The organism is Pelagibius sp. 7325 (genome assembly GCF_037652055.1).
Lineage (GTDB): Bacteria > Pseudomonadota > Alphaproteobacteria > Kiloniellales > Kiloniellaceae > Pelagibius.
The window spans coordinates 22,382-46,810 of sequence record NZ_JBBKAH010000003.1 but is presented as its reverse complement, the minus strand read 5'-3'; the positions used below and the strand labels follow the sequence as shown (position 1 = coordinate 46,810).

At 67.8% G+C, this 24,429-nt stretch carries 23 protein-coding genes; 12 read left to right on the top strand and 11 right to left on the bottom strand.

Going from position 1 to position 24,429, the window contains the following annotated elements; genetic code table 11:
* The first annotated feature begins 12 nt into the window (after positions 1-12).
* From WDC82_RS09280 to WDC82_RS09260, 5 genes are all read left to right on the top strand, one after another.
* Complete coding sequence (locus tag WDC82_RS09280) at positions 13-1,353, top strand: replication-associated recombination protein A (RefSeq protein ID WP_340117018.1); 1,341 nt, start codon at positions 13-15, stop codon at positions 1,351-1,353.
* A gap of 132 nt (positions 1,354-1,485) precedes the next feature.
* Positions 1,486-2,154 carry an isochorismatase family cysteine hydrolase gene (locus WDC82_RS09275; RefSeq protein ID WP_340117017.1) on the top strand — a complete coding sequence of 223 codons (669 nt, stop codon included), beginning with the start codon at positions 1,486-1,488 and terminating at the stop codon, positions 2,152-2,154.
* Between the two features lie 112 nt (positions 2,155-2,266).
* Positions 2,267-2,653: a fluoride efflux transporter CrcB gene (gene crcB, locus WDC82_RS09270; RefSeq protein ID WP_340117016.1), complete on the top strand. Its 387-nt coding sequence runs from the start codon at positions 2,267-2,269 to the stop codon at positions 2,651-2,653.
* A 10-nt stretch (positions 2,654-2,663) separates the two neighbouring features.
* On the top strand, positions 2,664-3,737 hold the full coding sequence (locus tag WDC82_RS09265) for an RluA family pseudouridine synthase (RefSeq protein WP_340117015.1): 1,074 nt from the start codon (positions 2,664-2,666) through the stop codon (positions 3,735-3,737).
* A 190-nt stretch (positions 3,738-3,927) separates the two neighbouring features.
* Positions 3,928-4,692 (top strand): type 1 glutamine amidotransferase domain-containing protein, encoded by a 765-nt coding sequence (locus WDC82_RS09260; RefSeq protein ID WP_340117014.1) that lies wholly within the window; start codon positions 3,928-3,930, stop codon positions 4,690-4,692.
* 141 nt (positions 4,693-4,833) lie between these two features.
* Here the strand turns inward: WDC82_RS09260 and WDC82_RS09255 are convergent, their stop codons facing one another.
* The 9 genes from WDC82_RS09255 to WDC82_RS09215 are packed head-to-tail and all read right to left on the bottom strand — an operon-like array spanning position 4,834 to position 14,005.
* A complete protein-coding gene (locus WDC82_RS09255) occupies positions 4,834-6,252 on the bottom strand; it encodes an MmgE/PrpD family protein (RefSeq protein WP_340117013.1) in 1,419 nt (472 codons plus the stop codon).
* Entirely contained in the window at positions 6,249-7,238 is a 990-nt protein-coding gene (locus tag WDC82_RS09250; RefSeq protein ID WP_340117012.1) for an oligopeptide/dipeptide ABC transporter ATP-binding protein, read from the bottom strand. The genes WDC82_RS09255 and WDC82_RS09250 overlap by 4 nt, the downstream gene beginning before the upstream one ends.
* Positions 7,235-8,224, bottom strand: coding sequence for an ABC transporter ATP-binding protein (locus WDC82_RS09245; RefSeq protein WP_340117011.1), 990 nt, complete (start codon positions 8,222-8,224; stop codon positions 7,235-7,237). The genes WDC82_RS09250 and WDC82_RS09245 overlap by 4 nt, the downstream gene beginning before the upstream one ends.
* Positions 8,221-9,105 carry an ABC transporter permease gene (locus WDC82_RS09240; protein ID WP_340117010.1) on the bottom strand — a complete coding sequence of 295 codons (885 nt, stop codon included), beginning with the start codon at positions 9,103-9,105 and terminating at the stop codon, positions 8,221-8,223. The genes WDC82_RS09245 and WDC82_RS09240 overlap by 4 nt, the downstream gene beginning before the upstream one ends.
* Before the next feature lie 15 nt (positions 9,106-9,120).
* A complete protein-coding gene (locus tag WDC82_RS09235) occupies positions 9,121-10,059 on the bottom strand; it encodes an ABC transporter permease (protein WP_340117009.1) in 939 nt (312 codons plus the stop codon).
* On the bottom strand, positions 10,056-11,198 hold the full coding sequence (locus WDC82_RS09230; RefSeq protein WP_340117008.1) for an FAD-dependent oxidoreductase: 1,143 nt from the start codon (positions 11,196-11,198) through the stop codon (positions 10,056-10,058). Before WDC82_RS09230 ends, WDC82_RS09235 begins: the two co-directional genes overlap by 4 nt.
* Positions 11,195-12,604 carry an FAD-dependent oxidoreductase gene (locus tag WDC82_RS09225; RefSeq protein ID WP_340117007.1) on the bottom strand — a complete coding sequence of 470 codons (1,410 nt, stop codon included), beginning with the start codon at positions 12,602-12,604 and terminating at the stop codon, positions 11,195-11,197. The genes WDC82_RS09230 and WDC82_RS09225 overlap by 4 nt, the downstream gene beginning before the upstream one ends.
* On the bottom strand, positions 12,601-12,861 hold the full coding sequence (locus WDC82_RS09220) for a (2Fe-2S)-binding protein (protein ID WP_340117006.1): 261 nt from the start codon (positions 12,859-12,861) through the stop codon (positions 12,601-12,603). The genes WDC82_RS09225 and WDC82_RS09220 overlap by 4 nt, the downstream gene beginning before the upstream one ends.
* Positions 12,862-12,877: 16 nt before the next feature.
* Positions 12,878-14,005, bottom strand: coding sequence for an FAD-dependent oxidoreductase (locus WDC82_RS09215; protein WP_340117005.1), 1,128 nt, complete (start codon positions 14,003-14,005; stop codon positions 12,878-12,880).
* Positions 14,006-14,105: 100 nt separating this feature from the next.
* Here WDC82_RS09215 and WDC82_RS09210 point away from each other — a divergent pair, with 100 nt between their 5' ends.
* The gene (locus WDC82_RS09210; protein WP_340117004.1) at positions 14,106-15,017 is read left to right on the top strand and encodes a LysR substrate-binding domain-containing protein; all 912 of its coding nucleotides are present in this window, start codon (positions 14,106-14,108) and stop codon (positions 15,015-15,017) included.
* 4 nt (positions 15,018-15,021) lie between these two features.
* Here WDC82_RS09210 and WDC82_RS09205 read toward each other — a convergent pair whose 3' ends face one another.
* Both WDC82_RS09205 and WDC82_RS09200 read right to left on the bottom strand, forming a co-directional pair.
* Positions 15,022-16,578 (bottom strand): ABC transporter substrate-binding protein, encoded by a 1,557-nt coding sequence (locus WDC82_RS09205; protein WP_340117003.1) that lies wholly within the window; start codon positions 16,576-16,578, stop codon positions 15,022-15,024.
* Positions 16,579-16,975: 397 nt separating this feature from the next.
* On the bottom strand, positions 16,976-17,440 hold the full coding sequence (locus WDC82_RS09200) for an Lrp/AsnC family transcriptional regulator (RefSeq protein ID WP_340117002.1): 465 nt from the start codon (positions 17,438-17,440) through the stop codon (positions 16,976-16,978).
* Positions 17,441-17,612: 172 nt separating this feature from the next.
* On the opposite strand from WDC82_RS09200, the gene WDC82_RS09195 reads away from it, so the two are divergent.
* From WDC82_RS09195 to WDC82_RS09170, 6 genes are all read left to right on the top strand, one after another.
* A complete protein-coding gene (locus WDC82_RS09195) occupies positions 17,613-19,064 on the top strand; it encodes an aminotransferase class V-fold PLP-dependent enzyme (RefSeq protein ID WP_340117001.1) in 1,452 nt (483 codons plus the stop codon).
* Between the two features lie 118 nt (positions 19,065-19,182).
* A complete protein-coding gene (locus tag WDC82_RS09190) occupies positions 19,183-20,553 on the top strand; it encodes an MFS transporter (RefSeq protein ID WP_340117000.1) in 1,371 nt (456 codons plus the stop codon).
* Between the two features lie 99 nt (positions 20,554-20,652).
* Positions 20,653-22,149 carry an NAD(P)/FAD-dependent oxidoreductase gene (locus tag WDC82_RS09185; RefSeq protein ID WP_340116999.1) on the top strand — a complete coding sequence of 499 codons (1,497 nt, stop codon included), beginning with the start codon at positions 20,653-20,655 and terminating at the stop codon, positions 22,147-22,149.
* A gap of 2 nt (positions 22,150-22,151) precedes the next feature.
* Positions 22,152-22,661 (top strand): carboxymuconolactone decarboxylase family protein, encoded by a 510-nt coding sequence (locus WDC82_RS09180; RefSeq protein WP_340116998.1) that lies wholly within the window; start codon positions 22,152-22,154, stop codon positions 22,659-22,661.
* The gene (locus WDC82_RS09175) at positions 22,658-23,245 is read left to right on the top strand and encodes a peroxidase-related enzyme (RefSeq protein ID WP_340116997.1); all 588 of its coding nucleotides are present in this window, start codon (positions 22,658-22,660) and stop codon (positions 23,243-23,245) included. The genes WDC82_RS09180 and WDC82_RS09175 overlap by 4 nt, the downstream gene beginning before the upstream one ends.
* Complete coding sequence (locus WDC82_RS09170; protein WP_340116996.1) at positions 23,242-24,393, top strand: NAD/NADP octopine/nopaline dehydrogenase family protein; 1,152 nt, start codon at positions 23,242-23,244, stop codon at positions 24,391-24,393. Before WDC82_RS09175 ends, WDC82_RS09170 begins: the two co-directional genes overlap by 4 nt.
* The last annotated feature ends 36 nt before the right edge of the window (positions 24,394-24,429 follow it).

The window sequence follows — 24,429 nt, the reverse complement described above, 5'->3', positions numbered from 1 at the left end:
GCGGCTCCAGCGATGACCGGACTGTTCGAAAGCCAGGCACCGCGGCCGCTGGCTGACCGGCTGCGCCCGCAGGCGCTGGACGAGGTGGTCGGCCAGAACCACCTGCTGGGGCCGGAGGGGCCGATCGGGCGCATGGTGCGCAGCGGGCGACTCGCCTCGCTGGTCCTCTGGGGACCGCCTGGCTGCGGCAAGACCACTATCGCCCGCCTGCTGGCGGCGGAGACCGACCTGGAGTTCGAACCGTTGTCGGCCGTGTTCTCCGGCGTCGCCGATCTGCGCAAGGTGTTCGAGCGCGCGCGCCAACGCCGCCTCGCCGGGCGCGGCACCCTGCTGTTCGTCGACGAGATCCACCGCTTCAACCGCGCCCAGCAGGACGGCTTCCTGCCTTACGTCGAGGACGGCACCGTGGTGCTGGTGGGCGCAACCACCGAGAATCCCTCCTTCGAGCTCAATCCCGCGCTGCTGTCGCGCTGCCAGGTGATGGTGCTGAAGCGCCTGGAGGAGGCGGCGCTGCGCGAGCTGCTGGCGCGCGCCGAGGCGGCCGAGGGCCGCGACCTGCCGCTGACGCCGGAGGCGCGCCAGGCGCTCATGGCCATGGCCGACGGCGACGGCCGCTATCTGCTGAACCTCGCCGAGGAGGTCTTCGCGCTCGGCAGCGGCGAGTGGAAGGCGGGCGACAAGCTGGACAGCGCCGGTCTGGCCCAGGTGGTGCAGAAGCGCGCGCCGCTCTACGACAAGGGCCAGGAGAGCCACTACAACCTCATCAGCGCCCTGCACAAGTCGCTGCGCGGCTCCGACTGCGACGCGGCGCTCTACTGGTTCGCGCGGATGCTGGCCGGCGGCGAGGACCCGCACTTCATCGCCCGCCGCCTGGTGCGCTTCGCGGTGGAGGACATCGGCATGGCCGACCCGGCGGCGCTGACCCAGAGCATCGCCGCCTGGCAGGCCTTCGAGCGCATCGGCAGCCCGGAGGGCGAACTGGCCCTGGCCCAGGCGGTCATCTACCTGGCAACGGCGCCGAAGTCGAACGCCGCCTACAAGGCTTTCGGAGCGGCCCAGCGCGCCGCCAGGGACAGCGGCTCCCTGGCGCCGCCGGCGCACATACTGAATGCGCCGACCAAGCTGATGAAGACCCTTGGCTACGGCAAAGGCTACGCCTACGACCACGACACCGCCGAGGGGTTCTCAGGCCAGGATTATTTTCCGGACGGACTGGGGCGCCAGACCTTCTACCGGCCGGTTCAACGCGGCTTCGAAAGAGACGTACGCAAACGGTTGGAATACTGGGAGAAGCTGCGCAGCCAGGCCCAGGGCGGCGGCGGGAAGGGCCCCGGCGAGCCGCAAGAGGGGTAGCCTTGCACCTTACGCGAATCTGCCATTCGACCTTGCCGGTTGTCCGGCCGGGCAAAGACCGTACTTTGTCACCCATACAATAATCACCGGCTGCGCAAGCGCACCGGCTGGCAGGTTATACGAGGGGTCGAAATGGCGAACTACTGCGTGCCCGAGAAGGGTAAGGCAGCTCTCCTTTGCATCTCAGCTCAGCGTGACTTCGTGTCGCCCGGCTCGCCTGTGCGGGCCTGCGGCTGGCCTTCCGCGCTGCCCAACATCGGCCGCCTGGTCGATTGCTTCCGCGCCCAGCACGCGCCCGTTTACCATTCCGTCCGGCTCTACAAGCCCGATGGATCCAATGTGGATGCCTGCCGCCGCCAGGCGGTGGAAGAGGGCCTCAGGATCCTCATGCCGGGCACCCTCGGCGCCGAGCTGATCGACGACCTGAAACCCAACAAGGACGTGCGCCTGGACCCGGAACTGCTGTTCAACGGCGAGTTCCAGGAGATCGGCCCCCAGGAATACGTCCACTACCGCCCGCGCTGGGGCGCCTTCCACAACACCGACCTCGAGGACAAGCTGCGCGCCCAGCACATCACGACCCTGGTGATCTGCGGCTTCAGCTTCTCCACCGGCGGGCGCGCCTCGGTCTACGAGGCCAGCGCCCGCGACTTCCGCATCGTGCTGGTGCCCGATGCCCTCTGCAACGCGACGGAAGAGGCGGTGCAGGAACTGGGCCGCATGGGCATCTACCTGATGGACACGGTGAACTGCCTGGCCTGGATGGCCGGTGCCGGTCCCGGCTCCGTCGCGGCGGCCTGACCGGCCGACCCTTCTCCGCCAAACCCCGGTTTGCACCCGGCGCCGCGCTTTGCTAGCTAGAGGCGGCGGCCGATAGCGCGCCGCCGCCAGCCGGGAAGGGGTTCCGCACGTCATGCAGCTTCAGCTCATCGCCGCCGTCGCCGCAGGCGGGGCGCTTGGTGCCGTCGGGCGCTACCTGGCGGTGGGCCAAGTCGCCCAGTGGCTCGGCCACGGCTGGCCCTACGGCACCCTGGCGGTGAACGTCGCCGGCTCCTTCGCCATGGGCCTGCTGATCGAGCTGGGTGCGCTCGCCTGGTCGCCGTCGCCGGAACTGCGCGCCTTCCTGGCCGTCGGCTTCCTCGGTGCCTTCACCACCTTCTCGACCTTCTCAATGGAAACCGTGCTGCTGTACGAGCGCGGCGCGCTCCTGGCCTGCGCCGCCTACGTGGCTGCCTCCGTGGTGCTCTCGGTCGGCGCCTTCTTTGCCGCGCTGGTCCTCGTGCGGGCGCTGACCACATGAGGAGGGGGGCATGAGCGGCGTGCAGCAGGTCGCCGTGACGGCGGACGGCAGCGGCCAGCGCCTGGACCGCTGGTTCAAGCAGCACTACCCGCAGGTCACCCACGGGCGCCTGGAGAAGATGCTGCGCAAGGGCGAGATCCGCGTCGACGGCAAGCGGGTGAAGGCCTCGCAGCGGCTGGAAGAGGGCCAGATGGTCCGCGTGCCGCCGCTGCCACCGGTCGAGGCGGCCGCCGCGGAAGCTCCGGCGCCGCTGCCGGCGGTCTCGGCAAAGGACGCCGCGGCCCTGCGCGCGGCGGTGCTGTATCGCGACGACAACGTTATTGCCATCGACAAGCCCGCCGGTCTGGCGGTGCAGGGCGGCAGCGGCCAGCGCCGTCACCTGGACGGCATGCTGGATGCCCTGCGCTTCGGCGCCGACGATCGGCCGCGCCTGGTGCACCGCCTCGACCGCGATACCGCCGGGGTGCTGCTGCTGGCGCGCAACGCGCCGACGGCGCGCGCCTTGACGGCGGCCTTCCGCGGCAAGGAAACCCAGAAGATCTACTGGGCCCTGGTCGCCGGGGTGCCGCAGGAACGCCGCGGCGTGATCGACCTGCCGCTCGCCAAGCAAGCCCGGGATCTGTCCGGGACGCCCGGCGACAAGGGTGAGGCGATGGGCGCCGCGGAAGAAGGCGGCAAGCCCGCGCGCACGCTCTATCAGGTCGTCCAGAGCTACCGCCACTCGGCGAGCTGGCTGGTGCTGCTGCCGCTGACCGGGCGCACCCACCAGCTGCGCGTCCACTGCGCGGCGCTCGGCACGCCGATCGTCGGCGACGGCAAGTACGGCGGCAAGGAGGCCTTCCCGGAGGCTCTGGCGAGGGCCGGGGCGCCGGCCAAGATCCTGCACCTGCTGGCCCGCGAGCTGGCGCTACCGGACCCCGAGGACGGCACCACCCTGCGCGTCACCGCGCCGCTGCCGCCGCACATGGCTGCGACCTGGCAGGCCCTGAGCTTCGACGTGGATAAAGGCGAGAAGGCGCTGCAGGCCCTGCTGGCCTACGCCGAAGGGATCAGCCACTCCCCCAAAGGCCAGCAGCCGCTATAGCAGAGAAGCGGTGCCTGGTTACGGCACGCTGCGATCAGCGATCCCGCATCTCGATGAAGGTTGATGCGACGTCTCTTCCTGGCGCGACCCTGACCTTGAGGAGAAGGCAAAGCTCTCAATTTTGGGATGGCCAAAGTGACCATGGTTGCGCAACCATTGCTCACGAACAATTTCTTGGAGAGCATGAACGATGAGTCAATCTGTCCAGGCAGCCGCCTTCAATCGTATGCAGCAGCTGATCTCGTCCTCGCCGGTTCCTACCATTTCCACCGAGCTGCTGGCCACGGCCGACGGTGAGCTGAACCGGGAGCTCAACAGCTTCTTGTTCGATCCGCCATCCGATCCGAACCTGCTCAAGGGTAAGCGCATCGCCATCTGCTGCACCAATGGTGTGGAGGAGGTGGAGATCCTCGGCGCACATCGTTGGCTCACCGAGCACGGGGCGACGGTTCACATCGTGTCGCCGCGCATCGGGGAGTTTCACCCGACACTTGGCCTGCGCTTTCCGCCGCAATGCGCCACCCATGTCCTGGCTATCCGCCTCATGGAGAACGCAGGCTGGCTGAAGATCGACCGTTACACGGACGAGGTGAAAGCAACGGACTACGATGCCATCCTCCTGCCGGGCGGCTGCTGGAATCCCGATGCCTTACGCATGGACCAGCATGCATGCAGCTTCGTGCGTGCCATGTATGAGGCCGGAAAGCCGACCTGCGCCATTTGCCACGGCCAATGGGTCATGGTGAGCGCGAAGATCCTCAAGGGCAAGCACGCCACCGCAGTGTGGAATATTCAGATCGATCTCGAGAATGCCGGCGCAACGGTTCACGACGAACCATGCGTGGTAGACGGCAATCTCATCACGGCCCGCTTTCCCTATGATCTGCCACGTCTGGTCCACGCCATGGTGGAGCAGCTGGTGCCCGCGAAAGAAGCGGCCTCGGCCGCACAGTGAGCGCTGCGGTCAATCGAGGATCGCTTGAACGGCAGGGCGGACTCCGCCGGGCGCGTCTGTTGGCGCAGGATTCGCGGACCGGCTAGGAGACCGCAGACCGCATGATCGCGGCGCCGGCGGCCCGAAGCGGCGGTACTGACGCTACGTTCGCGCCTGTGCATTGCCATCGCCAGAGCGGCGCGGAGCACTCCCGGTCCTATCCCGATTGTCGGTCGGGAAGGCTGCTCGGGCCAGGACGCTGTACAGAGGCGCGACTTGCCCGATCTTGAGCCTCGCCAGCGCCTCGATAACGCGCTGCTGGGTCGCCCGATCCAGCGATCTGCCTGAGGCACGCGAGAACTTCTGCTCCAGTGCCTGCCGAGTTGGCGGATCGAAGGCCTCGCCGTGCGGATGGGTAAGCCGCGACTCGTAGCGCCGTTCGCCGGCAACCACCACCACGCGCGCCAGCGACTCTGCCGGAAAGCGCCGGTCGATCTCGGGATCGAGGTGCAGGCTCACCTTGCCCGCGAAGGCGATGGCATCGGCGCGGTCCAGGGCGCTTTCTTCCAGCGGCAGGAGGGTATCGGGCCCGTGCAGGGCGACAAGACCCAGGCAGTAGGGAATGCTGTACTGCAGGTCGACAAGGTTCGCCGGATTGACGCGGTTGGAGAGGTTGAAAGCGCCGCGGTAGATGTGGACTTCTACCGCGTCGATGGCATCGGGCGCCAGCGCGTACTCGGCCATGACCGCCAGCAGGGCGTCGATCGGCGCGTGCAGGTGGCGGCAGCAGCAGTAGAACTTGAAGTAGGTCTGGTTGATGGCGGGCGGGCCGGCCAGCCGTGCGGCGATGCTCTCCGCCCGGTGATGCGGCGCGTGATCGAGCATGTCGAGCGGGCCGGTCATGCCGGCTTCAGCCAGCGGCAGGGCGGCCAGCGCCGTGGCGGTGGCCCAGGGGATCCCCTCCTTCACGTCGTTGCCCAGCGACGGCGGATAGGGTGTGCCGTCAGCGACGCCTTGCAGGTTGGGCGCGGTCATGCCGTAGATGGCCATCGCCTGCGCGACCTGGTCTTCCGGGGTCCGGCGCAGAAAGGCGGCGGCAGCAATGGCGCCGAAGCCGCACCACATGCCGGAGCGCGCGTAGAAGCCGCGCTCGGCGCCCACAGCGACGGCTACGTCGTAGCCAGTTGCGATGGCGGCCAGCAGTGCGTCTGCATCGGCGTTCGTTTCTTCAACGACCGCGAGCGCCGCCGGAATCACCGAGGCGCCGGGATGCCCGCGCGCCGCGCGGTTGCCGTCGTCCAGGTCCAGCGCGCTGGCCGCCGCGGCATTGCAGAAGGCGGCGCCGGACGCCGACAGTCTTTCGCCGGTGAACCAGACGCTGGCGCTGCCGTCGCGGAACAGCAGCGGCGCCGCGCGGCGTGCCGCGACGACGGCCGTCACCGACAGACCGGCGGCGGTTGCCGCCAGCAGATCCAGCAGGCAGCGCTGCGCCCCGTCGCGGGCTTCGGCGCTGAGCGCGCGGGACTGCGCTGCAGTGACGTGTGCGGCCAGACGCTGGGTGATATGCGGGCCGATGCTCATTCGAACAGGTGGCAGGCGGCGCTGCGCCCGGGTGCAATTTCCTTCAGGGGGGGCAGCCGATCCGTGCAGACCGGCAGTTTGTGCGGGCAGCGGGTGTGGAAGGGGCAGCCCGCCGGCGGGTTGGCCGGAGAGGGGATCTCGCCGTCGTGCTTGGCAAGCGTCAGGCGGTGACCCGGGTCGGGCACCGGCGAGGAATCTCGCAGCAGCTGCGTGTAGGGATGTGCCGGCTTGTCCAGCACGTCGCGGGTCGGCCCGGTTTCGACGATGCGGCCCAGATACATGACGCAGACGCGGCTGCAGAAGTGGCGCACGACGCCCAGGTCGTGCGAGACGAAGAGAAACGACAGACGATGTTTCTCGCGCAGCCGGTCGAGCAGCGTCAGGATCTGGGCCTGCACCGAGACGTCCAGGGCGGAGACCGGCTCGTCGGCGATCACCAGTTCCGGGTTCAGCACCAGGGCGCGGGCGATGCCGATGCGCTGGCGCTGGCCGCCGGAAAATTCGTGCGGGTAGCGCTGCAGGGACTCCGGCGGCAGGCCGACCTCGGCCAGCACCTGTTCGGCCTTGTCGCGGATCTCCGCCTTGCTGCCCAGCCGGTGGACGCGCAGCGGCTCTTCCAGTGTCTGCCGGATGGTGCGCCGTGTATTCAGCGAGGAATAGGGATCCTGAAAGATGAACTGCAGGCGCTGGCGGAGCTTGCGCATCGCCGTGCGGGAGGCCCGGCGCAAGTCGATGCCGTCGAACACGACCTCGCCGGAATCCGGCTCCACCAGGCGCAGGATCGCGCGCGATACCGTCGACTTGCCGCAGCCGGATTCACCGACCAGGCCGATGCTGTGTCCGGCCGGCACCTCGAAGGAGACCTCGGTGACGGCGCGGATGAGCTGGCGCTTGCCGCTCAACAGGCCGCCCAGCTTGAAGTGCTTGGTGAGGTCGCGGACGACCAGCGCTCCGCTGCCCTGTCTGTCCATGGGCCGGTCGCTCATGCGGCGCTCTCCTGCGGCGCGCGCACGCGGCAGCGCAGGTGGTGGGTGGCGGAGGGGCCGAGCGGCAGCAGTTCCGGGTGCCGTTCGCATTGCGGCGCGCGCAGCGGGCAGCGCGGCGCGAAGGCGCAGCCGGCGGGCATGCGTGTGATCGCCGGGACCTGACCCGGGATCGGCTCCAATGCCTCGGTGTCGCGGTCGACCCGCGGCATCGCCTTCAGCAGCGCCTCGGTGTAGGGATGGGTCGGGCGGGCGAAGATCTCGTCGACCGGCGCGCACTCCACGATCTCGCCGGCGTACATCACCGCCACGCGGTCGGCGGTCTGCGCGACCACGCCGAGATTGTGGGTGATGAACAGCACCGACATGCCGTAGCTTTCCTTCAGTTCGTTCAGCAGCGCCAGCACCTGCGCCTGGATGGTGACGTCCAGCGCGGTGGTCGGTTCGTCGGCCAGCAGCAGCTTGGGCCGGCAGGCCAGCGCCATGGCGATCATGACGCGCTGGCGCATGCCGCCGGAGAACTGGTGCGGATAGTCGTGCAGTCGCTGGCGCGCGGCAGGAATGCGCACTTCCTCCAACAGGCGCAGCGCCTCGGCGAGGGCGGCCGTCCGGGTGGCGCCGCGGTGGATCTGGATCACCTCCGCGATCTGGTCGCCAACGGTCATCGTCGGGTTCAGCGAAGTCATCGGCTCCTGGAAGATCATCGCAATGGAATCGCCGCGCAGGCGCGCCAGGGCCTTTTCCGGCAGCCCGACTAGGTCCTCTCCGCCGAAGCGCACGGAACCCTTGGCGATACGCGCGCCAACCGCCGGCAGCAGGTTCAGGATGGACAGAGCCGTCACGCTCTTGCCGCTGCCGGACTCGCCGACCAGCGCGACGGTCTCGTTGGCGGCGACCGCCAGGGAGAAGTCGCGCACCGCCGGATACCACCTGCCGCCGATGCGGAATTCGCTCTGCAGCCCGCGCACGTCGAGGATCGTCTCGCTCATGCCGCGTTCTCCGAGCGCAGCTTCGGATCGATGGCGTCGCGCAGCGCGTCGCCCAGGATGTTGAGGGCCAGCACCGTCACCAGGATGGCGAGGCTGGGGAAGATCGCCAGCCACCAGGCGGTCAGGATGTTCTCGAAGCCCTCGCGGATCATCCCGCCCCACGTTGCCGTTGGCGGCTGCACGCCCAGGCCGATGAAGCTCAGTGAGGCCTCGGTGCGGATCGCGCTGGCCATCCACAGCGAGCCGAGCACGACAACGTCGGAGGCCATGTTGGGCAGGATATGGACGCCCATGATGCGCAGCGGGCCGAAGCCGAGGGCGCGCCCGGCGGCGACGAACTCGCGCTCCTTCAGGCTGATGGTCGGCGCACGGGCGACGCGCGCGAAGGGCGCCATCTCGGTGATCGCGATGGCGATGATCAGGTTTTCCAGGCTGGCGCCCAGCATGGCGGCGATCAAGAGGCCCAGCAGCAGGGTCGGGAAGGCCAGCATGACGTCGACGACGCCCATGACGACCTGGTCGAACAGGCCGCCGATGTAGCCGGCCAGGATGCCGATCGCCGAACCGACGCTCATGGCGATGACCACGGCGACGAAACCGACCATCAGCGAGATGCGGGTGCCGTAGATCAGCCGGGAGAGCACGTCCCGCCCGTAGGTGTCGGTGCCGAGCAGGAAGTCCGCCGAAGGCGCCTCCAGGCGATGGATGATGTTCTGCTTCAGCGGGTCGTAGGGCGCCAGCAGCGGGGCGAAGACGGCGACCGCCACGATAAGGACGATCAGCGCGATGCCCAGCCAGGAAAGCTTGTTGCGGCGCAGGGTGGCGAGGATTGCCATGCCCGGCCGGGCCGCCGTCATCGGGGAGGTCACGGTTGCACTCATTGCTCGCGGGTCCCGTCAGTCATAGGTCACGCGGGGGTCGATCAGGCCATAGGCCAGGTCGGTCAGGGTGTTGACGAGGATGATGAAGGCGGCGAAGACCACCATCAGCCCCTGCAGCAGGGCGTAGTCGCGCGAGGTCAGCGCGCCGAGGATCAGCTTGCCGAGGCCGGGGCGGGTGAAGACGATCTCCGTCAGCACCGAATTGCCGATCAGTGTGCCGAAATACAGCCCGACGACGGTGACGACGGGGATCAGCGCATTGCGCACCGCGTGGCGCATCACCAGGCGGCCTGGACCAACGCCCTTGGCGCGCGCGGTGCGGATGTAGTCCTCGCTGAGCACGCTCAGCATCGACGAGCGGGTCACGCGGGTGATGTAGGCGGCCATGATGATACCCAGGTTGAAGGCCGGCAGCACCAGGTTCTCCAGGTGGCGGATGGGGTCATCGGTGGCGGTGCTCATGACCGGCAGCCAGCGCAGCTGCACGGAAAAGGCGAGCAGCAGCAGGATGGCGGAAACGAAGCCGGGGAAGGAGAGGCCGGTCAGCGAGATGATGCGGCCCAGGTAGTCGGGCCAGGCGTTGCGCCTGATCGCCGCCCAGGTGCCCAGCGGAAGGCCGAAGGCCGTACCGATCAGCAGCGCTGCGGCGGTCAACTCCAGGGTATAGGGCAGCACCTGCCAGACTTCTTGCAGCACGGTGCGGCCGCTGGTCATCGAGCTGCCGAGGTCGCCGCTCAGCACCTGGGTCAGGAAGTCGACGTATTGCACGGCAATCGGCTTGTCGAGGCCGAGCTGACTGCGCAGCGCCTGCAGGGATTCCTCAGTCGCCTGGTCACCCAGGATAGCGATGGCGGGATCGCCCGGCACCAGGCGGACCAGCACGAAGATGACGGTCAGCATGGCCAGCAGGGTGGGAATCGCCAGCAGCAGGCGTTTGATGATGTAGCGGATCACGCTGCGGCCTCCTTGACGGTCAGGCGTTCCAGCGCGAAGGGTGCGATCTGGCGCGTCGTGCTGCCGCTTGCCGCCAGCTCTGCGATGATCGCGCCGACCACCGGCACCAGCTGGAAGCCATGCCCGGAAAAGCCGAAAGCGTGCAGCAGGCCCGGCGCCGACGGCGAAGGTCCGATGACCGGCAGCAGGTCCTCCGTCTTCGCCTCCAGGCCGGCCCACACCCGCGTCATGGCGACCCCGACCACCGAGGGGAACAGCGCGATGGCCGCCTGGGCCGCGCGCCGCAGCGCGACGAAGTCGACGGTGGTCTTTTCCGCTTGCAGGTCGAAACGGCCCTGCACGCCGCCGCCGATCAGCAGGGTGCCGCGGTCGGTCTGCTTGAACGAGAGCGCGCGCCCGGCGCAGCTCACCACAGGGGCGATGTAAGGTGCCACGCGTTCGGTGACGATCATCATCGACGCCTTGGTGCCCAGCGGCACGCCGTCGCCGAACAGCGCGGCAAGACGGCCGGCCCAGGCGCCGGCGGCGTTCACCACGACGGGCGCCTCGACGGTCGCGCGGCTGCCGCACAGACGCCAGCGCTCGGCGACGGACTCCACCCGTTCGACGCCGCAGCCCTCGTAGATCGCGACGCCCGCCGCCTCGGCGCTGCGGCGGAACGCCTGCAGGGTGCGGTGCGGGTCGGCAGCGCCATTGTCGCGCGCCACGGCCGCGCCGACGCAGTGCGGCGCAATCGGCGGCAGCAGGCGGCGCAATTCCTGCGCGTCGACGATTTCCTCATGACGATAGCCCAGCGCGCGCAACTGTTCGTCCCGCTGGCGCAGGCCGGCGAGTTCGCTGGCGTTCTCCGCCACCTTGATCTGGCCGTGCATGTGAAAACCGCAGTCGTCATCCACCAGCCCGCGGATGTCGTGCCACATCGCCATGGCTTCCAGGGAGATGGGCAGCTCCGCGATGGGGCGTCCCAGGGTGCGTACGCCGGCGGCCGAGGCGCCCGAGGCATGGCGGCCGATCCAGGCGCGCTCCAGCAGACCGACGCGGGCGCCGCCGCGCGCCAGGTGCAGCGCGGCGGACAGCCCGTGCAGGCCGCCGCCGACCACGACGACGTCATACAGCGTAGTTGGATTGCCGCCGGTCACGGCGTTGCTTCCTCGATTTCCAGGGTGGCCAGTTCGCCGAGAGTAACCGGTTTCAGCGGCGGGCGAACATGGAAGAAGCCGACCTCGGCGGCGCTGCTGTTCAGGCTGTGGGCCAGCAGGTGCGAGACCGTGTAGCCGCACTGGCGGCCCTGGCAGGGGCCCATGCCGGCGCGGGTAAAGGCCTTCAGCTGGTTCGGTCCGCCCTTGCCGGCGGCGCGGCGGATCTGACCGGCCGTCACCTCCTCGCAGCGGCAGACGACGGTTTCCTCGGCGGGTGCGAAGACTTCGGGGCGCGGGCGGTAGAGCGCGTCGAGGAAGCGCCGCGGCGCCAGCGCCCGGTCCAGCGCCCGGCGCAGCGGCGCCGCGAGCTGCCGCGCCTCCGCCTCGCTCAGCTTGCCGAGCTTGCAGGCGATGCCGAGGGCCGCGATCTCGCCGCGTAGTCGGGCCGCCTCGGCGCCGCCGATGCCGGCTCCATCACCGGCCACGTAGAGGCCGGCCCGGCTGGTCTCGCCCCAGCCATCCAGCCGCGGTGCGAAGCAGACCTGGTCGTCGCGCCAGTCGTGCGCGCAGCCCATCGCCATGGTGACGTGGATGCCGGGCACCACGCCTTCGTGCACCAGCAGCAGACGGGCGGGAACCGTTACCGCCTTGCTGCCGCGCGGGCGGTACGTCAGGCTCTCCAGCCGGTCGTTGCCGGCTGCCGCGATCTCGGCGACGTCCTTCACGACGGGAACGCCCGAACGCCGCAGGGTCTGCAGCCAGCCGAGGCCTTTGCGCAGGTCCTTCCAGGCGGCCAGCGCGCGCGGCAAGTGGGGCAGGGCGGCGGCGAGGTTGCCGCGCGGCGAGGTGTCGAGGTAGCCGGCGATTTTGCCGCCGAGGGCGAGCAGCTGCGTCATGTAGAGCAGCGGCAGCGGTCCGGATCCGGCGATCCACACGGGTTCCTCCGGAATCTGCCCGGCGGTCTTCATCAGGATCTGCGCGGCGCCGACGGACACCACGCCGGGCAGGGTCCAGCCGGGGAAGGGATTGGGGCGCTCCTGCGCGCCGCCGGCCAGCAGCACCGCGGATGCCGGCAGCATGTCGAGACCCCCGCCGGCTTTGACGAAGACGCGCCACTTCGCTTCGGGCTGAGCGTCCTCCAGTTGCCAGAGCTGGTTGCCGAAGCGCAGGACGCAGCCGCTCTCGTTCAGGGCGGCGGCCGCGGCGGCGCCGGCTGCGTAGTCGCTGCCCAGGGCCTTGCCGACCGCGGTGTTCTCGTTGCCCTCGACGTTGCGCCAGATCTGGCCGCCCGGTGCGGGCTGCTCGTCGATCAGGGCGACCGGAACGCCCAGCGCGCGGAGGCGCACCGCGGCGGCCATGCCGGCGGGACCGGCGCCCAGCACGGCGACGTCTTGCAGTTTGCTCATTTCGTGAGCTCCCGGAGGCCGGCCTGGCGCTCCACCCGCATGCCGTCGCGCACCGGTGTCAGGCAGGTCTGCACCGAGGCGATGCCGTCGACGGTGGCCAGGCAGTCGAAGCAGACACCCATCAGGCAATAGGGCGCGCGCGGGCTGTCGCTGACCGGCGTCCGGCGCGCGTAGAACGGAGGGGTACGCAACAGCACGGCGGCGAGCATCTCGCCGTCGGAGGCCGCGACGGTCTCGCCGTCGATGACGACCGACACTGCGCGCGCGTCTGACTTAAATGGCCTGACGAACATCTTTTCGAAAACGCCTGTGGTGAAAGGGGGTGAGATCTTCCGGCAGGCTGCCGGCATCGATCGCCGCCGCCAGCGTGTCCGCATGAGCCGCGGCCAGGGTGACGCCGGAGTGGCACAGCAGCACGAAGGCGCCGGGATGGCTGTCGGACTGCACGTAGACCGGATAGCTGTCGGGCGTCATGACGCGCAGGCCCGACCATTGCCGCACCAGGCGGGCGTCGGCCAGATGCGGAACGACCTGCAAGGCTTTGCGCGCGAGAAAGCCGGCCCGCTCCACCGTGGTGCCGGTGTCGAAGCCGACTTCCTCCTGGGTCGCGCCGATCATGATGGTCCCCTCGGCGGTTTGCCGCAGGCCGCTGCCCGGCAGCGGCAGCAAGGGCGCGAGGCGTTCGGTCACCAGGATCTGGCCGCGCTGCGGGCGGACCGGCACGTCCAGGCCGACCTGTCGCGCCAGGTCGCCGCTGGCGACCCCGGCGGTGATGGCGACGCGGTCGCCGCCGAAGGTGCCCTTGGCAGTGGTGACCTGAAAGCCCTGCGCGCCGCGCTGGATCCGCGTCACCGCATGGCCGGCAAGGACCTGGCCGCCCAGGCGTTCGGTGGCCCTGTGCAGGGCCTGCAGAAGCTGCAGGGGATTCACGTGGCCGTCGCGCCGGCAATAGCTGGCTCCGGTCACCTTGGGGCCGAAGGGCACGCCGGGCATCAGCCCCTCCAGCTGCGGCCGCTCCAGCATCTCGCAGTCCGCGGCGGCGGCGGCGGGCTGGTTGTGCAGCCGGTGCAGCGCCAGGCGCCGCGCCTCGAAAGCGTCCTCGCCGACGCAGTAGTACAGGCCGCCCTTGCGGTCGTAGTCGACCGCGGTGCCGGCTGTCTCGGTCAGTTCGGCGTGGAAGGCCGGCCAGAGGTCCGAGCTGTCGCGGGTGAGGTGCTGATAGGCGGGCATGCCGGGGCCTTTGCCCTGGACCCAGACCAGCCCGAAGTTGGCCCGCGCGGCGCGGAAGTCGAGATCCTCGCCGTCCAGCACCAGGACCCGGCGGCCCGTCCGGGCCAGCCCGAAGGCGAGGGCCGATCCGACGATGCCGGCTCCGACAATGATCACGTCAGCGTGCTGCAAGGTGTAACCGTCCCGTCATGTGCGTTGCCATGCTAGCCACGGGCTGGGTAGAATTTCAAAATCGTAATTCGGCAGGCGGTATTCCCAGAGGTTATATCTCATGCGCACCCCCAACCTCCGCCAGATCGAGGCCTTCAAGGCGGTCATCGAGACCGGCACCGTCAGCCGCGCCGCGGAATTGCTGAGCATTTCACAGCCGGCGGCCAGCAAGCTGCTGACGCACCTGGAACAGGATGTCGGTCTGGAGCTGTTCGACCGCCGCCGGGGCCGCCTCGTTCCGACGGAGCGCGGCATGCGGCTGTACGAGGAGATCGACCGCATCTTCACCGGGGTGAACCAGATCAACCGCGCCATCGAATCGATCCGCCGCGAGGAGCACGACCGTTTGCTGGTCGGGGTGATGCCGGGTCTCGCGGGACCGTTCATCGGCCGGGCGACGGTCGGGTTCCTGAAGCGCCACCCCAAGGCTTTCGTGTCGATCTCCGCGCGCTCGTCGCAGTTCATCGCCGACTGGCTGATGGCCCGCCAGCTCGATGTCGGACTGATCACCATGGAGGTCGATCACAGCCATCTCGCGGTCGAGCCGCTGCTGAGCCTGCCGCTGGTCTGCGTGATGCCGCAGGGGCATCCGCTGGAGCGCAAGAGCCGGGTGACGGCGCAGGACCTTGCGAAGGAGCCCTTCGTCTCTTTCCGCGAGGGCAGCCGCACGCGCTCTCAGGTCGATGCGGTGTTCAGGAAGCAAGGCCTGGCGCCGAACACGGTGCTGGACGCCTCCCTGGCGACGACGGTCTGCGAACTGGTCGCCCAGGGACTGGGCGTCACGCTGGAACACCCGCTGCTGCTGGAATCGGTGCGCGGGCGCGTCTCGGTGCGCCCGTTCGATCCGCCGTCGCCTCTCGACTTTCTCCTCTGTCGCCCGCGCGAGGCCCGCAACGTGGGGCTGGTCGACGCGTTCATCGAGGAGGCTCGAAAGACGGCGGCGGAAATCTCAACCGAACTCTTGAACAGCTGATCTGCTAGCGTTCCAGGGTCGTTGATTCGGTGATCGGCGGGGCGAGGTTCATCGCGCCCTTCAGATCGTAGCCGTAGTCCAGCGCCTTGGTGCGCTCCCAGACCTGCATCAGGCTGAACAGCGGGACGGCGCAGACCGCGTCGTGGATCTTCTGCTGCGCTTCCGCCCACAGCTTCAGCCGCTTGGCCTCGTCGGCGGCCTTGCGGGCCGCCTCGATTTCGGCGTCGGCGACGTCGCAGTGGGAGAAGTTGGTGATCGCCGTCTCGGTGCCGACGGTCGCCGCAGAATGATAGAACTGCGTCAGGTAGCTGTCGGCTACCGGGAAGCGCGCGGCGCCGTAGAAGGTGATGGCGCTGGCGTCCTGGCGGATCTGCTGGTGATAGGTCGGGTGGTCGACCACGTTCATCTTCATGGTGATGCCGGCCTCGGAGAGCTGGGCCTGGATGATCTCCATGATCGGCAGCTGAGAGGCGTTGCTCGACACCACCGCGGTGATCTCGATGCCGTCCGGATGGCCTGCCTCGGCCAGCAGCGCCTTTGCCTTGGCGACGTCATGTTCGTAGGACCATGAGCAGTCTTCGCCCAGATAGCCGGTCGGTACCACGGAGCAGCCTTTCGGGCCGACGTCCTTGCCGACGTAGGTGACGATGTCGTCGACGTTGATGGCGTGGGCGATGGCCTTGCGCACGCGGATGTCGTCCAGCGGCTTGATCGACTGGTTGAGGTGAATAGTACGGAACTCGCCGGGCTGGAAGATGTCGACGACGGCGTCGGGGTTCTGCCGGGCTGTGTCGACCCAGCGCTGCTCGCGCTTGCCGTAGATCAGGTCGAGTTCGCCTGAGGAGAAGGCCAGGTCGCGGCTGGAGTCCGAGGGGATGAAGCGGTACATGATCTCGTCGATCTTCGGCGCGCCGCGGAAGTAGTTCTTGTTGGCTTCCAGACGGACGTACTGCTGCGTCACGCGCTCGGCCAGCATGAAGGGGCCGGTGCCGACGGGCTTGCTGTTGAAGTCGGCGCCCAGTTCTTCGGCGGCCTTCTTGCTGACGATGTTGCCGCCGTGATAGTTGGCGACCAGGCCCAGGAAGCCCGGAACCGGGTAGGACAGCTCAATGCGCACGGTCATCGGATCGACGGCCGAGACATCCTTGAAGCCGTCGTAGGTGCCGGCGAAGGAGGAACGCTCCTTGTCGGCCGCGCGCTTCAGGGAATAGACCACGTCCTCGGCGGTCAGTGTGCCCCAGTCGCCATGGAACTTCACGTCCGGACGCAGCTTGAAGGTCCACACCAGCCCGTCGTCCGAGACGGACCAGCTCTCCGCGAGATCCGGCTCGATCGTCGCCGGGTCGGCGCTGCCCGGTGGAAAGCGCACGAGGCCGTTGAACATCCAGCCGATCAGCGTCTTGTCGGCGGTGGAACTGGCCCGGTGCGGGTCCAGGTTGGCGACATCCGACGCGTTGATGGCGACCCGCAGCGTGGTGGCGGCGGCGGTCGTTACCTGGGTTGCGGTCAGCATGGCGACTGCCAGGCCCATGGCCGCGAAAGTTCTGATCCCTGACTTCATTGAGTGCCTCCCATTGGTTGCCTGCGAGGCTAGGGAAGTGGCAATGTATATGTCAAAGTCGTAAAATTAGAAGTCGTATTCTAAAAAGTTATATACGGGTATGTTGGCGAAACCGCGATCTCCGGGTTGCGGCGGTCCCGCAGCTGGGCCCGCATCCTGTCGAAACTGTCGAGCAGCGACGTTGCTTAGGCGCCTGTTGTCCTTTGCGTAGGGCAACCGCGCCAAAGTGACCTGTCGCCGAAGCTAAGACTGACAACCTGTGCGCAGACGCGGGTGCCGAGTTAATCGTTGGAAGCGGACAAACTGGAGACGGCGGAATGTGCTTCGCGACCACCATGCGGGCCATCCGTTTGCCCCAGGAACCGGACTTCCGCCTGCTCGGCATTGGCGAGGGCTGTCATAGGGGCAGCGGGCGCTGTTCCTCGATGGCTTCCATGGCGAAGTAAGAGGTCACCGACTCCAGCTCCACCTTCTGAATCAGACGCTGATAGACGGCGTCGTAGCTCGCCATGTCCGCAGTGACGATTTTCAGCAGGTAGTCGTAGTCTCCGCCGATGCGGAAGAAATCGATGATATCGGGGATGCTCGATACATGGGCCCGGAAGGTCTGCAGCCAGTTCGCCGAATGATGGCGGGTCTTGATCATGACGAAGACCACGAGCCCCAGGCCCAGTTTGTCCCGATTCAGCCGCAGTGTGCGGCCGGTGATGATGCCGTCTTCCTCCAGCAGGCGCAGCCGGCGCCAACAGGCGTTCTGCGACAGCCCCACCCGCTCGGCAATGTCGCGCTGGGATAGGCCCGCGTCCCGCTGCAGCTCCAGCAGGATTTTGGCGTCCGTCTGATCGATTTTTCTGCCCTTCATTCGATCAAGTGAACGGAAAAATCGTAATTTGACAAGAGAATTTGTGAAAATGATTGCGAAGCCATGTGCAATTCTTTTGTCGCCTGAAGCGGTGAGGCCACAAGCGGCACCGAAAAGAACAAGCTCAAACAAACACAAGCAATCGGGCATGGGGACTGGGGCGGTCGGCAGTATGCTGGAATCCTTTATTGAATCTCTGCGCGTCCGGGACTTGCCGGCATTTCTACGCGATGGGCTGATCGGCGAGGGGGTGCCGCTGACCGGACCCTTCGGTGTGCGCCCGTTGCTGTATGCCGACTACGTCGCCTCCGGCCGCGCGCTGCGCCAGGTCGAGGACTTCATCCTCGACAAGGTGCTGCCCTATTACGCCAACAGCCATACCGAGGCTTCCTACTGCGGGGCTTTCTGCACCCGGCTGCGCGAGGAGGCAAGGCGTGCCATCGCCCGCATCGTCGGCGCGGGAGCAGGAATCTCGGTCGTCTTCGCCGGTTCCGGCGCCACGGCGGGATTGAACAAGATCGTGTGCCTGCTGGACATTCCCGGCGCTATCGCCCGTGGCGAGAAGGTTGCGGTTTTCATCGGCCCCTACGAGCACCACTCCAACATCCTGCCGTGGCGCGAGAGCGGTGCCTTGCTGGTGGAAATTCCGGAGAGCGAAGCCGGCGGGCCGGACCTTGCCGCCCTGGAGGCCGCCTTGATCGACCATGCTGGCGCCGATCTGCGGGTCGGGGCCTTCTCGGCCGCGTCCAATGTCACCGGCATCCTGGCTGACAGCGAGGCGGTGACGCGGCTGCTGAAACGCCACGGCGCTCTCGCAGTCTGGGACTATGCCGGCGGCGCGCCCTATCTGCCGATGTCGATGGGCAGTGGCAGCGATGCCGCCAAGGATGCCATCGTGTTCTCGCCGCACAAGTTTCCAGGCGGGCCGGGTGCGACCGGCGTTCTGGTGATCCGTGAATCGGTGATCCGGGTGAACCGGCCGACGGCGCCCGGCGGAGGCTCGGTGACATTCGTGTCGCCCTGGGGCCACGCCTACTCCGGCAGAATCTCGGCACGCGAGGAAGCCGGCACGCCGAACGTGGTGGGCGATATCCGGGCCGCGCTGGTGCTTCTCATCAAACAGGCGCTGGGGCAGGACTTCATAGACAGCCGCGACGCTGCGCTGCGCGAGCGCGCGCTGACGGTGTGGCGCAACAATCCTCGCCTGGAACTGCTCGGACGTTTCGACGTGCGGCGTCTTCCAATCTTTTCCTTCCGTGTGCGCGACGGGGCGGGCGGCTACGTCCATCACCAGCTGTTCACCCGCCTGCTGAGTGATCTTTTCGGCATCCAGGCGCGCGGCGGTTGCGCCTGCGCCGGACCCTACGCACATCGACTACTCGATATAGACCGCGACAGGTCCGACGCGATCTTTGCGGCCATCGACGCCGGCGCGGAAATGGAGCGGCCCGGGTGGGTGCGCCTCAATTTCAGTTACCTGATGAGTGACGAGAATGCCGATCGCGTCATTGCCGCCGTCGACGAACTGGCACGCGCCGCGGGCGACTATATCGGGGAATATGTGTTCGATCCGCGTACCGCGCGGTTCAGGCACAAGGATGAGTTGCAGAGTCTCGAAGGATGAGGCGGGGCCCCGGAATTTTCTGCGCGCAAGCCGCTGACTCCGGGTTCGACTCGCGGCGCCTGTTGATGCACATAATGTCCGCTTCGCACAGCGCGGATGCGGAGAAGGCGGCAAGGCGATGATCGGGGTGCTTCGACATGTGATCTACCGGCGGCTGTTCGCCGCTCAGATCCTTTCCCTGATCGGCACCGGCCTGATGACCGTGGCGCTGGCGCTGCTCGCCTACAATCTGTCGGGTGACGCGGCCGGCGTCGTCGTCGGCACCATCCTGGCACTGAAGATGGTCGCTTATGTCGGCTTCGCGCCCTTCGCGGCCGCGCTGGCGCAACGCCTGCCGGTGAAGCCGCTGCTGGTTGGATTGGATCTCGCGCGCGTCGCGCTGGTCCTGCTGCTGCCCTTCGTCGATCAGGTATGGCAGGTCTATGCATTGGTGTTCGCCGTGCAGCTTTGCTCGGCGGCCTTTACGCCGGCCTTTCAAAGTCTGATTCCGGAGGTCTTGCCTCAAGAGGGCGACTATACCAAGGCGCTTTCCCTCTCGCGTCTTGCCTACGATACGGAATCGCTGGTCAGTCCGCTGCTTGCCGGGCTGCTGCTGACGGTGATCAGCGGCGACATGCTGTTCGCCGGCCCAGCGCTCGGCTTTGCGGCCTCGGCGATTCTCGTGGTTTCCGCCGCCCTGCCGGCGCGCTCCGCCATGCTGGCGCCGGAGCCCTTCCTGCGCCGCCTGACAAAGGGCTTCGCGCTCTATGCCAGGACGCCCCGGCTGCGCGCGCTATTCGCCCTCGGATTTGCCGTCTCCTGCGTCGGGGCCTGGGTGCTGGTCAACTCCGTGGTTTACGCACATGAGGCGCTGGGCGGCGGCGAGTACAGCTACACGATGCTTCTGATGGCCTACGGCGGCGGTTCCATGGCCGTGGCGCTGATCCTGCCGCGCCTGCTCCACCGCCTGCCGCCGCGTCTCGTCATGGTCGGCGGCGGCCTGCTGCTGGGCATATTGCCCTGGGCGACGCTGGCGCAGCCGGGGCCCCTGGGCGCCATCGCGTTGTGGCTGTTGCTGGGTGCGGCTTCCTCGCTCGTGATGACTCCCGGTGGCCTGCTGCTGAAGCGCTCATCACACTCGCAGGACCGCCCGGCGCTGTTCGCCGCGCAGTTTTCGCTGTCGCATGCCGGCTGGCTTGTCGCCTATCCGCTGGCCGGATGGCTGGGCTTTCATCTCGGCCTTGCCGAGTCCTTCGCTGTCATGGCCGGCGCGGGGCTGCTGGCCGCGATTGCCGGCTGGGCGATCTGGCCAGCCGATGACGCAACCGAGCGCTACCACGTGCATCCGGCGCTCGATCACGCGCATCTGCACGTACACGACGACCATCATCATCACGAGCACGAAGGCTGGGAGGGCCCGGAACCGCACAGCCATCCGCACCGGCACGCCAGCGGTGGTCACCGGCATGTGTTCGTCATCGACGACCATCATCCCATCTGGTCCATGTAGGCAAAGGCGGGAAGGCCGCAGTGAACGACAGGTCATTTCTTATCGGTAGGTTTGCGGCCGGCGGCACCGGAGGCCGGCGGTTTCTTGGAGGACAGGATTTTGCAGCAGCTTGAAGCGGGTCCGGCGCGCCTGGCAGCGCTGGAGGACCGGATCCGGCAGGATCAGGATTATCTCTGTCGTCCCGCGGCGAACTGGGTGTTGCCGCGCCGGCAGGGCGGCGAGACGGCGCACGATGTCGTCATCATCGGCGGCGGCATGTGCGGGATGCTGGCGTGGTTCGCCCTCAACAATGCCGGCGTGGCGAACATCCGGATCCTGGACCGCAGCGCCGCAGGCATCGAGGGACCCTGGCTCACCTATGCGCGCATGGAAACGCTGCGCTCACCCAAGCAGTTGGTCGGCCCCTGCTACGGCTACGCTTCGCTGACCTTCCGCGCCTGGTACACCGCGCTGAAGGGCGAAGCGGCCTGGGAGGAGCTCGACAAGATCCCACGCACCACCTGGATGGATTACCTGAAATGGTATCGCAAGGTGCTGTCGGTGCCGGTCGAGAACGAAGTCGAGGTAAAGCGCATCGTCCCGGAGGGCGATCTGCTGCGTCTGGAGCTTGCCGGCCGCAACGCGACGGCGGCATCGATCCTGGCCCGCAAGGTGGTGATGGCGACGGGGCGCGACGGTACCGGGCATCCCAGCATTCCCGGCTTCATGGACGCCCTGCCGCGTGACCGCTGGGCGCATTCCTCCGACGACATCGACTTTGACCGCCTGAAGGGTAAGCGTGTGGTGGTGATCGGCGCCGGCGCGTCGGCGGTGGAGAACGCCGCCGAAGCGCTGGAGCACGGCGCCAAGGAAGCCCGCCTGCTGGTGCGCCGCCAGGCCATGCCGACGGTCAACAAGATGATGGGCATCGGCAGCTTCGGCTTCACCGCCGGTTTCGCCGAGCTGCCCGATGAATGGCGCTGGCGCTTCATGCAGTATTCCTTCGTCACCCAGACGCCGGCACCGCGCGGTTCGACCCTGCGCGTCAGCCGCCATGACAACGCCTATTTCCACTTCGGCCAGGGTGTGAAGTCGGTGCGCCTGCTGGGGCCAAAGGGGAACGAGGAAATCGTCATCGAAACCAGCGGCAACGTCCGCCTGGCCACCGACTACATGATTCTCGGCACCGGTTTCACCGTCGATCCGCTGGCGCGCACCGAACTGGACGGCTATTCCGACCAGATCGAGCTGTGGTGTGACCGCTACACGCCGCCTAAGGGCGAGGAGAGCGAGGCGCTAGGCAATTTCCCCTATCTCAACGCCGACTTCAGTTTCCGCGAGCGCGAGCCGGGCAAAGCCCCCTGGCTTGCCAGCATCTACTGCTTCAACTACGGCGCCTCCGCGAGTCTCGGCAAGGTCAGCGGCGACATTCCCGGCATCAGCGAGGGAGCCGCGTGGCTGACGCGCGCCCTGGCGGCGAAGCTGTATGGCGAGGACGTGGCGGCCCATTTCCAGGGCATGGTGGACTACGACAAGCCAGAATTGCTGGGCGATGAGTGGGCGCCGAGCCTGCTGGAGCCGGAAGCGGTGGCGCCACTGCAGGACACTGGAGACTGACGATGGACGCGGTGATGAATGAAGAGGATCTGGTTGCTCGGCAGGCCGGGATCGCGCCGGTGGGTCCGGTGCGCGCGGCGCTGGAAGGCCGCGCCGACATTCTGGAGATGACGCGAAAGGCCGCTGAGGCGTCGTTGCGGCCCGCCGAACCCGGCGGTCTTTCCCACGCGGAGCGGGCGGCGATTGCCGTTCGCATCGCGCGCCTGAACGGCGACGACACCTTGGCGGCCCACTACGCCGCCCTGATGGAGCAGGCGGGCGTCTCCGGTTCCGCGGCCATCCTCGCGGATCCGGGTCTCGACGGTGCGGGCGATGCACGCCTGACGGCGCTGACGGGTTATGTCGACCTGGTTTCGGTCACGCCGAAGGACACCGTGGCCGGCGACATAGAGGCGCTGAAGGCGGCCGGTATCGGTGATGCCGATATTGTGCGTCTTGCCGAACTGACGGCCTTTCTCGCCTACCAGGTCCGCGTCATCGCCGGCCTCAAACTGATGCAGGCGACGGCATGAGCGACACCCTTCACGAATTCACCACCACGATTCCCGAATGGCGCCCGCGGGTGAAGCCGATCGATCTCGCCACGGCCAGCCAGGCTCAGCTGGATGCCCTGAAGGTGACGCCGTCCAATACCAAGGTCTCGGACTATGTTCTGGTACTGGCCAACGACGTCGAGACGCTGGCGGCACGCACGCCGCTGTTCAATGCCATCATGTACAACCGCGGCGGTATGGGGCGTGCCGAGCGCGAATTGGGTGCCATCGGCGCCTCGGTTATCAATCGCTGCGTCTACTGTGCCGCCGTGCACGCCAGCCGGTTCAACCAGCTGACCAAGTCCGAAGACGTAACGCAGAGGGTTTTCGACGACGGTGAGGCGGCCCAGCTCGAACCGCGCCAGGCGGCGATCTTCCGTTTCGCCGCGCGGCTTTCGAAAACCCCCAGCGAAGCGGACGAGAAGGATATGCTGGCGCTGCGCGAAGCCGGCCTGAAGGACGACGAGATTCTGGATCTCATCCTTTCCGCGGCGCTGTTCGGCTGGGCGAACCGTCTGATGCATACCCTGGGCGATCCGGTCGCGAAGGAGCCGGGAGCGTGACGGCGGCGAAGACGCCCATGAAGGTCGGCATCGCCGGCGCAGGGGCCATCGCCTACGGCGCGGCGGCCTTTCTGGAGGATGCCGGCCACAAGGCGACCCTGTGGTCGCCCTCGGGCAAGCGCACGACGCGCCTGGCCGCCGGCGAGCCGCTGAAGTCCAAAGGGGCCGTGGAGGGACATTTTCATCCCGGCGTCGCCGACAGCGCCCGGGCGCTTGTCGAAGACGCCCAGGTGCTGCTGGTCGCCTTGCCGGCCTACGGCCACAAGGCGGTCTTCGATGCCTTGGCGCCGCACATCCGCGCCGATCAGGTCGTGCTGATTTCCTCGCATGCCTCCTTCGGTGCCCTCTATCTGTCGAAGCTGCTGGCCGCGCGCGGTCTCGTCGTGCCCATCGTCGCCTGGGGCACGACGGTCACCTCCGGCCGCCAGCCGAGCCCGGTGGAGGCGCAGGTCAATACCGTGCGCAGCAAGGTGGACATCTGCACCCTGCCGGCGAGCCGCTCAGCGGAGGGGCTCGCCTGCTGTCAGGCCCTGTTCGGCGACCGCTTCGTCGAGCGCGAGGGTCTGCTGGCGATCGCGCTGTCGAACCTCAACCCGCAGAACCACATGGGCATCGCGCTCTGCAACATGACGCGCATGGAGCACGGCGAGGACTGGGCCCAGGGCTACAACGTGACGCCCAACGTCGGCCGCCTTCTGGAGGCGTTGGACCTGGAGCGCCTGGCCATCGCCGAGGCGCTGGGTCTGTCGGTGCGCACAATCTTCGAGCACTTCCACCTGTCTTTCCACGTGCCGGTGGGCAGCATCTCCGAGATGAACCAGCACATGCACGAGGAAGGCCGCGGCGGCACCGGCCCGGCGACGGCGGACAGCCGCTACGTCACCGAAGACGTGCCCTACGGCCTCGCCATGACGGTGCTGCTGGGCGACCTGACCGGGCGTCCGGCGACGCTGCACCGATCGGGCGTCGAGATTTTCTCGGCACTCTACGGGCGCGACTTCTTCGCCGAGAACACGCTGCTTGCGGCACTCGACATCGCGGCGCTGCCGCTGGCGGAACTGCGCCGGTTGGCGCGCGAGGGCTACGACCCTTCAACAGAGGCAAACAAGGCAGGGCGTGAAGATGCCCTGTCGGGCAGCGCGGGGTAGGGCATCCCGCAAGGTTTAACAGTGAGGCAAACTACA